The sequence below is a fragment of the Streptomyces siamensis genome (assembly GCF_039543605.1).
In the GTDB taxonomy this organism is placed as follows: domain Bacteria; phylum Actinomycetota; class Actinomycetes; order Streptomycetales; family Streptomycetaceae; genus Streptomyces; species Streptomyces siamensis.
This window is the reverse complement of sequence record NZ_BAABKB010000003.1, coordinates 221,152-229,035: the sequence shown is the minus strand read 5'-3', so window position 1 is coordinate 229,035 and position 7,884 is coordinate 221,152. Positions and strand designations below refer to the sequence as shown.

Here is a 7,884-nt window from a genome sequence, read left to right as displayed (position 1 = left end):
TCGACGCCCTCAAGGACCAGCAACAGGCCCAGGAAGCCGTCATCCGCCTCGAACACGGCCGGCCCATCCGCTTCGGCACCGACAACGCCCGCGGCGTCATCCGCGACCCCCACACCGGCGACCTGAACGTCGTCACCGTCACCCCCGACAACGAAGCGGACATCCTCGTCCACGACGCCCACTCCCCCTCCCCCACCACCGCCTTCGCCCTCTCCCGCCTCGCCGACCCGCACACCCTGCACCACACCCCCATCGGCGTCCTGCGCGCCGTCGACCGCCCCGTCTACGACACCCAGATGGCCGACCAACTCGACACCGCCATCGAACAGAACGGCAAGGGCGACCTCGCCACACTTCTCGCGGGCGGGGACACCTGGACGGTCGTCGGCTGAGACACGGCCGCCGCGCGGTGGGTCATGCCCTTCACGAGGCCCGGGAGCTCGCCTCCCGGGCCTCGTCGTAGGTGCGGCGGGCCTGCTCCACGTCGTCCATGCGCTCCGCGGTCCACGACGCGAGGGCCTTCACCTGCACCGCGGCCTCACGTCCCAGGTCGGTGAGCGAGTAGTCGACGCGCGGCGGGATGACCGGTTTGGCGTCGCGGTGGACCAGCCCGTCGCGCTCCAGCGTCTGCAGGGTCTGCGTCAGCATCTTCTCGCTGACCCGCCCGATCGCCCGGCGCAGCTCACTGAAGCGGAACGGGCGCTCCAGGAGCTCGATCAGGACGAGGACGCCCCAGCGGCTGGTGACGTGCTCCAGGACCAGGCGGTAGGGGCACATCGCCTCGCCGACGGTGTACTTGTTCTCTGCTGCTCCGGTACTTACTGCCATGCCAGTACCTTACTTGAAAGTGGGTACTTTCGCAGAGTTAGTGCACCTCCTAGGGTGAGTGTCAGACCACCCCACAAGGAGTTCACTCATGAGCATCGTCGTCACCGGAGCCACCGGGCACCTCGGCCGTCACGTCATCGACGGCCTGCTGGAGAAGGTCCCGGCGTCCGAGATCGTCGCCGTCGTCCGCAGCGAGGAGAAGGCCGCCGACCTCGCCGCCCGCGGCGTCGGGCTGCGCGTGGCCGACTACAGCGCGCCCGAGACCCTGAAGGGCGCCTTCGCCGCCGGCGACAGGGTGCTGCTGATCTCCGGCAACGCGGTCGGGCAGCGCATCCCGCAGCACACCGCCGTGATCGACGCCGCGAAGGAGGCCGGGGTCGCACAGCTCGCGTACACCGGGGTGCTGGGCGGTCCTGCGGCCGACTTCAAGCTGGCCGACGACCACAAGGGCACCGAGCAGGCGATCCTCGACTCCGGCCTGCCGTACACCTTCCTGCGCAACGGCTGGTACCACGAGAACTACACCGAGAACCTCGCCCCGGTGCTGGAGCACGACGCCGTCGTCGCCTCCGCCGGCGAGGGCCGCATCGCCTCCGCCTCCCGGGCCGACTACGCGGCGGCGGCGGTCGCCGTGCTGACCGGCGAGGGGCACGAGAACCAGGCGTACGAGCTCAGCGGCGACACGGCGTGGGGCCTGGCCGAGTACGCGGCGGAGCTGAGCACGCAGACGGGCCGGGAGATCGCGTACAACAACGTGCCCGGCGAGGTGCTGCAGGGCATTCTCACCGGCGCGGGTCTGCCCGAGCCGTTCGCGGCGATCCTCGTGGACGTCGACGCGGCCGTGGAGCGCGGGCTGCTCGCCGGAACCAGCGGCGACCTGTCCCGCCTCATCGGCCGCCCGACCACCCCGCTCGCCGAGTCGATCAAGGCGGCGCTGAAGGGCTGAACCCCCGCGCCCCCGGGGTCCCGTCGACACCACCCCTGCCTGTCATGACCGTATGGCGATACGGGCATGACAGGCAGGGGTCCTCGGCGCTACCTTCTTCGAGACTTCCGCCGCACGAGAGCGGCGGTCACACGAGAAGGAGGCAGCGGTGGCCGCGACGTCGAGGAGCGAACAGCGCGTAGGTCTGCTGAACGGCTTCGCGGCGTACGGCATGTGGGGGCTCGTCCCCCTCTTCTGGCCGTTGCTGAAGCCCGCCGGAGCGGTCGAGATCCTCGCCCACCGGATGGTCTGGTCCCTCGGCGTGGTCGGCATCGCACTGCTGGTCATGCGGCGCTGGGCCTGGGCGGGCGAGCTGTTGCGGCAGCCGCGCAAGCTGGGCCTGATCACGATCGCCGCGGCCGTCATCACGGTCAACTGGGGCGTCTACATCTGGGCCGTCAACAGCGGACACGTGGTGGAGGCGTCGCTCGGCTACTTCATCAACCCGCTCGTCACCATCGCGATGGGCGTCCTCATCCTCAAGGAACGGCTGCGGCCCGTGCAGTGGGCGGCCGTCGGCGTCGGCTTCAGCGCGGTCCTCGTCCTCACCATCGGCTACGGCCGGCCGCCGTGGATCTCCCTCTGCCTCGCCTTCTCCTTCGCCACCTACGGGCTGGTGAAGAAGAAGGTCAACCTCGGCGGCATCGAGTCGCTCGCCGCCGAGACCGCGATCCAGTTCCTGCCCGCGCTGGCCTACCTGCTGTGGCTGGGCTCCCAGGGAGACGCGACCTTCGCCGCGCAGGGCGGGGGACACGCCCTGCTGCTCGCCGCGACCGGTGTGGTGACGGCGCTCCCCCTCGTCTGCTTCGGGGCGGCGGCGATCCGCGTGCCGCTGTCGACGCTGGGCCTGCTGCAGTACCTCGCACCGGTCTTCCAGTTCCTGCTCGGCATCCTCTACTTCCACGAGGCCATGCCGCCCGAGCGCTGGGCCGGGTTCGCGCTGGTCTGGCTCGCGCTGTCGCTGCTCACCTTCGACGCGCTGCGCACCGCGCGGCGGGCCGCCCGCCAGCTGCGGAACGCCGGCCGCCCCTCGCAGGCCGAGGTCGCCGAGGCCGCGGAGCTCGCCGTGGGGACCGAGGTCGTCACGGGCGCGGACGCCGTCGTGAGCCCCGGCACCGCCCCGGACGCCGGCACGGTCACCGCCCCGCGGGAGCACGCGTAGGGGGTACTGCCCGGGCACCGCGCCGTCCGGCCGCGGGACCGGTTCGGCGACCCGGCCCCCGAACCGCCTGCGGACTGGCAGGATGCCCGCCATGACGCCCACTCCTCTGCACTGGAAACTCGTCGTCGACGCCACCGACCCGCATGCCCAGGCCGACTTCTGGGCGGCCGCGCTCCACTACCGGGCCGAGGACAACAGCGCACTGGTGGAACGGCTGCTGGAGATCGGCGCGCTGCCGGCCGGGGCCACCGTCGACTTCCACGGCCGCGCGGCGTTCCGGGACCTGATCGCCGTACGGCATCCGGACGACCCGTACGACGAGGAGAGCGGCACCGGTCTCGGCCGGCGACTGCTCTTCCAGCGCGTGCCGGAGGCCAAGACCGCCAAGAACCGGCTCCATCTCGATCTGCACCCGGCGCCGGGAGAGCGGGCGGCCGAGGTCGAGCGGCTCACGGAGCTGGGGGCGAGCATGCTGCGGCACGTGAAGGAACCGGCCGGCGAGTGGGTGGTGATGGCCGACCCGGAGGGGAACGAGTTCTGCGTGCACTAGGGGGACACACGCGGGGTGGCGTGACTTCGGACGCACGGCACCGCGGGGTTCCGGTATGCGGACGGGGGTGACCGGATTCCGCTCTTGACGGAGCGTCAGCCTCACCCCCACCATCGGGCTCCCCACTCACTGCGGAATTCGGAGCCCCCCACATGAAGCTCTCCGTTCCCGGACGTGCCGTCGCCGCTGCCGTCGTGGCGGCCACCACGCTCCTCACCACCGGTTCCATAGCCGGCGCGGCGCCCGCGTCCCCCGGCGTGGCCGCCGCCCCCGACCTCCCCGTCGCCAACGTCAAGGCGCATCTCGCACAGTTGCAGTCCATCGCCACCGCCAACGGCGGCAACCGGGCGCACGGCCGCACCGGTTACAAGGCGTCCATCGACTACGTGAAGGCGAAGCTGGACGCGGCCGGGTTCACCACGACCCTCCAGCAGTTCACCTCGTCCGGACGCACCGGCTACAACCTGATCGCCGACTGGCCCGGCGGCGACTCCAACCAGGTCGTCATGGCCGGATCCCACCTCGACAGCGTGACCGCGGGGCCTGGCATCAACGACAACGGGTCCGGGTCCGCGGCCGTCCTGGAGACGGCGCTCGCCGTGTCCCGCGCGCAGTACAAGCCCACCAAACACCTCCGGTTCGCCTGGTGGGGCGCGGAGGAGCTCGGCATGGTCGGCTCCCGGTACTACGTCAACAACCTCTCCTCCACGAACCGCTCGAAGATCAGCGGCTATCTGAACTTCGACATGATCGGCTCCCCGAACCCGGGCTACTTCGTCTACGACGACGACCCCGCCATCGAGAAGACCTTCAAGGACTACTTCACGGGCCTGGGCATCGCGACGGAGCCGGAGACCGAGGGCGACGGCCGCTCCGACCACGCCCCCTTCAAGAACGCCGGCATCCCGGTCGGCGGCCTCTTCAGCGGCGCCGACTACGTCAAGACGACGGCCCAGGCCGCGAAGTGGGGCGGCACGGCGGGCCAGCCGTTCGACCGCTGCTACCACTCCTCCTGCGACACGACGTCGAACATCAACGACACCGCGCTGGACCGCAACGGCGACGCCCTCGCCCATGCGGTGTGGGCGCTGTCGTCCTAGGCAGGCGTCCCGGTCAGCGCCGCGGTCCCGGCGGCGGCGCGGCCGGTGGACGCGCCGGGCCCGCGACGGGGGTCACCGCCCTCGCCGCGGGCGCCTTGCGCCCCAACTCCCGCATGGTGTCCGCTCGTTCCACGGTGAGAGCATGGGCGGCGGCCGGCGTGGAGACCGAACGCATCCTGGCGGCGACCACCGCCGGTACCCGCCCGCCGAGGGCGACGTCGGCGGCGACCCGCGAGCGCAGGGCACCGACCTGGGCCAGGTGATGCTGCAACTCTCCCGCGCCGAGCGACTCGACGTGGACGTCCACCGCGGCCCGTACGGCGGCCGGGGGCGTCGGGATCGGGGCGGCGCCCCGCGGTCCCGCGGGTGTCGCCGCGCGATCGGTGCGGCCCCGCCTTCCGGCGACGCCCGGCGTGAGTGTGCGCCAACTCATGGTGCCGGTCAGCTCGTTGACGGTCACCTCGGTACGCGGGGTCGGCTCGCCGGCCCGCGGGGCGCGGGCACCCGGGCGTGCCGCCCGCGTTCCCGGCTGCGGTGAGCGGCGGCGGGCCGCGGCGGCCCGGTCGGCCCCGGCACCCGGCACACCGGCGCCGGACGCCTCGAGTCCGGCGCCCCCGGCTCCGGACACGCCGGACGCACCCGCGCCGGGCCGGTCTCCTCCTCGTCCCGCGGGACCGCGCCGTGCGCCCCGGCCGTCACTGACCATGGGCCCGGGGTGTCTGCGCGTACGGGTTGTCGGCCATGACACGGGCGCGCTCGGACAGACGGCCCATACGGGTACGCGCCGACTCGAGCTGCTCGATGTCCTCGGCGGCGGGACCGCCGTCGGCCGCGAGCTCCGCCCACACGCCGATCAGGTCACGTCCCAGGTGCAGACCCTGGAGCGGGTCACGGACGGCGCGCCAGGCCGCCGCCGCGCTCTGCACGTTGCCGTACGCGGCACGCGGGTCCCGGTGCCGTCGGCGGACCTGCGCGAGGTCCAGCGACAGGTGGAAGGACCTGAGCGCGTCGCCCGCCAAGTAGGCGATGTACGCGGTCAGTTCACGCAGCTTCAGCACCTCGGGGTGGTCCTGGCCGAGCGAGTGCGACGCCTCCGCGACGGCCTGCTCCGCCATGCCCGCGGCCGCCTCGATCCGGCCCATCTTCACGGCCTCGTTGATCCGTGCCACGGGCTCCTGGAGGAACTGCGGCGAGCCGTCGCCCTCCGGTGCCTGGTCGAGCACGGCCTCGGCGACGGCGTCGAAGCCGCGCACGGGAGCGGGCTTCGGCTCCGGCTCGGGCTCCGGGTCCAGCAGGGGCGCGGGCTCGCTCGGGGCCTTGTGGGCGGGGGCGGGCTCGGCCACCGGTGCCGGCCCGAACTCCCCCGTCGGCGCGGCCACCGCACCGGCGGCCGATTCGGGCACGGCCCGCAGTACGTGCGTCGCCGCACTCCCCGGCAGCGGCTTCGGCTCCGGTACGGCACGCAGCACGAACGTCGCGGGCGTGGGCCCCTCCGCGACGGGTTGCGGCGCGGGGGCCGGAGCAGGCGCGGGGGCCGGCTCGGGCCGCAGCACGGCAGCGGGCGGCTGCACGGGAGCGGCCTGCGGCTCCGGCACGGCAGTCGGCCTCGGCGCGGACACGTGCTCGGACTCCGGCGCGCGGACCGATTGCGGCGCGGGCCCGAACCCGGCCGCGACCGGAGCGGCCTCCGGTGCGGGAGCGGACTGCGGCGCGGGCCCGAACTCCGCCACGGCGGGCGCGGGCTGCGCGACGGGAGCGGGCGCGTGGGCCCGTTCCGGCGCGGGGGCAGCCGCGGGCGACACGTCCGGCTCGGGCCGCTGCGGCGGCGACTGCGGAGCGGGCCTGAACTCCTGGGTGACAGGCAGGGACACCGGTGCCGTCTCGGGCAACGGACGCGGCGCGGGCTGCGGGTCCCGCAGGGGCGCGGGCGCCACCTCGGACCGCGGCTGCGGCGCGGACGCCGGAGCGGGCTCGGCCCCGGGAGCCGCACTCGACTCGGCCCGCACGACCGCTGCGGGCCGCTGCTGCGGCTCCGGCGCGGCAACGGGTCGCGGCTCCTCGATCGGCCGCGGCGCAGGCGTGAACTCCGGCCGCGAGACGGGCGCGTGCTCGGGCTCCGGCACAGGGGCGGGAGCAACCGCGGGCGCCACCTCCGGCGCAGGCCGAAGCGCCGCCGCGGGCCGCTGCTGCGGCTCAAGCGCGGGGGCGGGAGCAACCGCGGGCGCCACCTCCGGCTCGGGCCGAAGCACCGCCGCGGGACGCTGCTGCGGCTCCGGCGCGGGGGCAGGAGCAGGGGCAGGTGCCGACTCCGGCGCGGCGACCGGCCGCGGCTCCGCGATCGGCCGCGGCTCCGCGATCGGCCCCGATGCAGGCCCGAACTCCGATCGCGAAACTGGCGCGTGCTCGGGCCCCGGCACGGAGGCAGGAGCGGGCGCGGGCGCCACCTCCGGCGCAGGCCGAAGCACTGCCGCGGGCCGCTGCTGCGGCTCCGGCGCAGGCGCGGGGGCGGTAGCGGGCTCGGGCGCGCGGACCGGCTGCGGGGCGGGCGCGGGCTGCGGCTCCGGCGTGGTGGTCGGCCGCGGCGCAGGCGCGAACTCCGGTGCACCGGGCGTCGGCTGCGGCACGGGAGCCGGTGTCGGCGCGGGCTGCGGCTCCGGTGCGAGCACCGGCCGTGGCGCGGGGGCGGGCTCCGGGGCCGGCCGGGGGTCCGGTTCCGGTACCGCGCGCAGGACGTACGTCGCCTTGTCCCGGTGGGGAACCGGCGCCGCGCCCTCCCCGGACACCGGCGCGGGTGCCTGAGCCTGGGACAGCGGCGCGGGCGCCTGGGGCTGGGCCTGGGGCGCCGGCGCGCTCTGCCGCGGTTCCGGTCGCGTCGGCGGCTCCGGCTCGGCGGCCGTCACCGGCGCCCCCGGGCCCACCCGCACGGGCTCCCCGGCGTACTGGCTGGACCCGTCCACGTGCACCTGGAGCGGCACGACGTACCCGATGCGCTCGTCGTCGACGGTGGCGAGGACCGGATGGCCGGTGGCGAGGACGAGCCGGTGCAGGTAGGTGAGGACGGCGGCCTGGACGGTCTCGCCGGGCGCGGCGACGACCGGCATCCCGCCGACCGTGGCACCACCGCCCGTACGGTCCGCGGTCACCGGCACGTGCACCTCGATCGGCGTCACCCCGGTGGCCGGGTGCCCGCCGGGGGCGGCACCGGCCGAGCGCTGCCGCTTGAGTTCCCGCTTCTGTTCGCGGCTGAGTCGAGACATCG

Annotated in this window: 7 protein-coding genes and 1 pseudogene; 5 read left to right on the top strand and 3 right to left on the bottom strand. The window is 74.6% G+C overall.

From position 1 onward, the window contains the following. Nucleotides 1-392, top strand: a pseudogene (locus ABEB03_RS10000) (2-oxoacid:ferredoxin oxidoreductase subunit beta); the annotation flags it as partial. A 31-nt stretch (nucleotides 393-423) separates the two neighbouring features. On the opposite strand, the gene ABEB03_RS09995 reads toward ABEB03_RS10000, so the two are convergent. Continuing rightward, nucleotides 424-828 (bottom strand): winged helix-turn-helix transcriptional regulator, encoded by a 405-nt coding sequence (locus tag ABEB03_RS09995; protein WP_095935980.1) that lies wholly within the window; start codon nucleotides 826-828, stop codon nucleotides 424-426. An 88-nt stretch (nucleotides 829-916) separates the two neighbouring features. On the opposite strand from ABEB03_RS09995, the gene ABEB03_RS09990 reads away from it, so the two are divergent. The 4 genes from ABEB03_RS09990 (at nucleotide 917) to ABEB03_RS09975 (ending at nucleotide 4,625) form a co-directional block, all read left to right on the top strand. Then, complete coding sequence (locus ABEB03_RS09990; protein ID WP_345644768.1) at nucleotides 917-1,774, top strand: SDR family oxidoreductase; 858 nt, start codon at nucleotides 917-919, stop codon at nucleotides 1,772-1,774. Nucleotides 1,775-1,922: 148 nt separating this feature from the next. Further along, nucleotides 1,923-2,975 (top strand): EamA family transporter RarD, encoded by a 1,053-nt coding sequence (gene rarD, locus ABEB03_RS09985; RefSeq protein ID WP_345644765.1) that lies wholly within the window; start codon nucleotides 1,923-1,925, stop codon nucleotides 2,973-2,975. An 82-nt stretch (nucleotides 2,976-3,057) separates the two neighbouring features. Next, the gene (locus ABEB03_RS09980) at nucleotides 3,058-3,525 is read left to right on the top strand and encodes a VOC family protein (protein WP_425589213.1); all 468 of its coding nucleotides are present in this window, start codon (nucleotides 3,058-3,060) and stop codon (nucleotides 3,523-3,525) included. Between the two features lie 152 nt (nucleotides 3,526-3,677). Next, nucleotides 3,678-4,625: a M28 family metallopeptidase gene (locus tag ABEB03_RS09975; protein ID WP_345644759.1), complete on the top strand. Its 948-nt coding sequence runs from the start codon at nucleotides 3,678-3,680 to the stop codon at nucleotides 4,623-4,625. A gap of 13 nt (nucleotides 4,626-4,638) precedes the next feature. Here ABEB03_RS09975 and ABEB03_RS09970 read toward each other — a convergent pair whose 3' ends face one another. Both ABEB03_RS09970 and ABEB03_RS45315 read right to left on the bottom strand, forming a co-directional pair. Continuing rightward, on the bottom strand, nucleotides 4,639-5,253 hold the full coding sequence (locus ABEB03_RS09970; protein WP_345644756.1) for a hypothetical protein: 615 nt from the start codon (nucleotides 5,251-5,253) through the stop codon (nucleotides 4,639-4,641). Nucleotides 5,254-5,320: 67 nt separating this feature from the next. Next, nucleotides 5,321-7,882: a hypothetical protein gene (locus ABEB03_RS45315; RefSeq protein WP_425589212.1), complete on the bottom strand. Its 2,562-nt coding sequence runs from the start codon at nucleotides 7,880-7,882 to the stop codon at nucleotides 5,321-5,323. Nucleotides 7,883-7,884 lie beyond the last annotated feature (2 nt).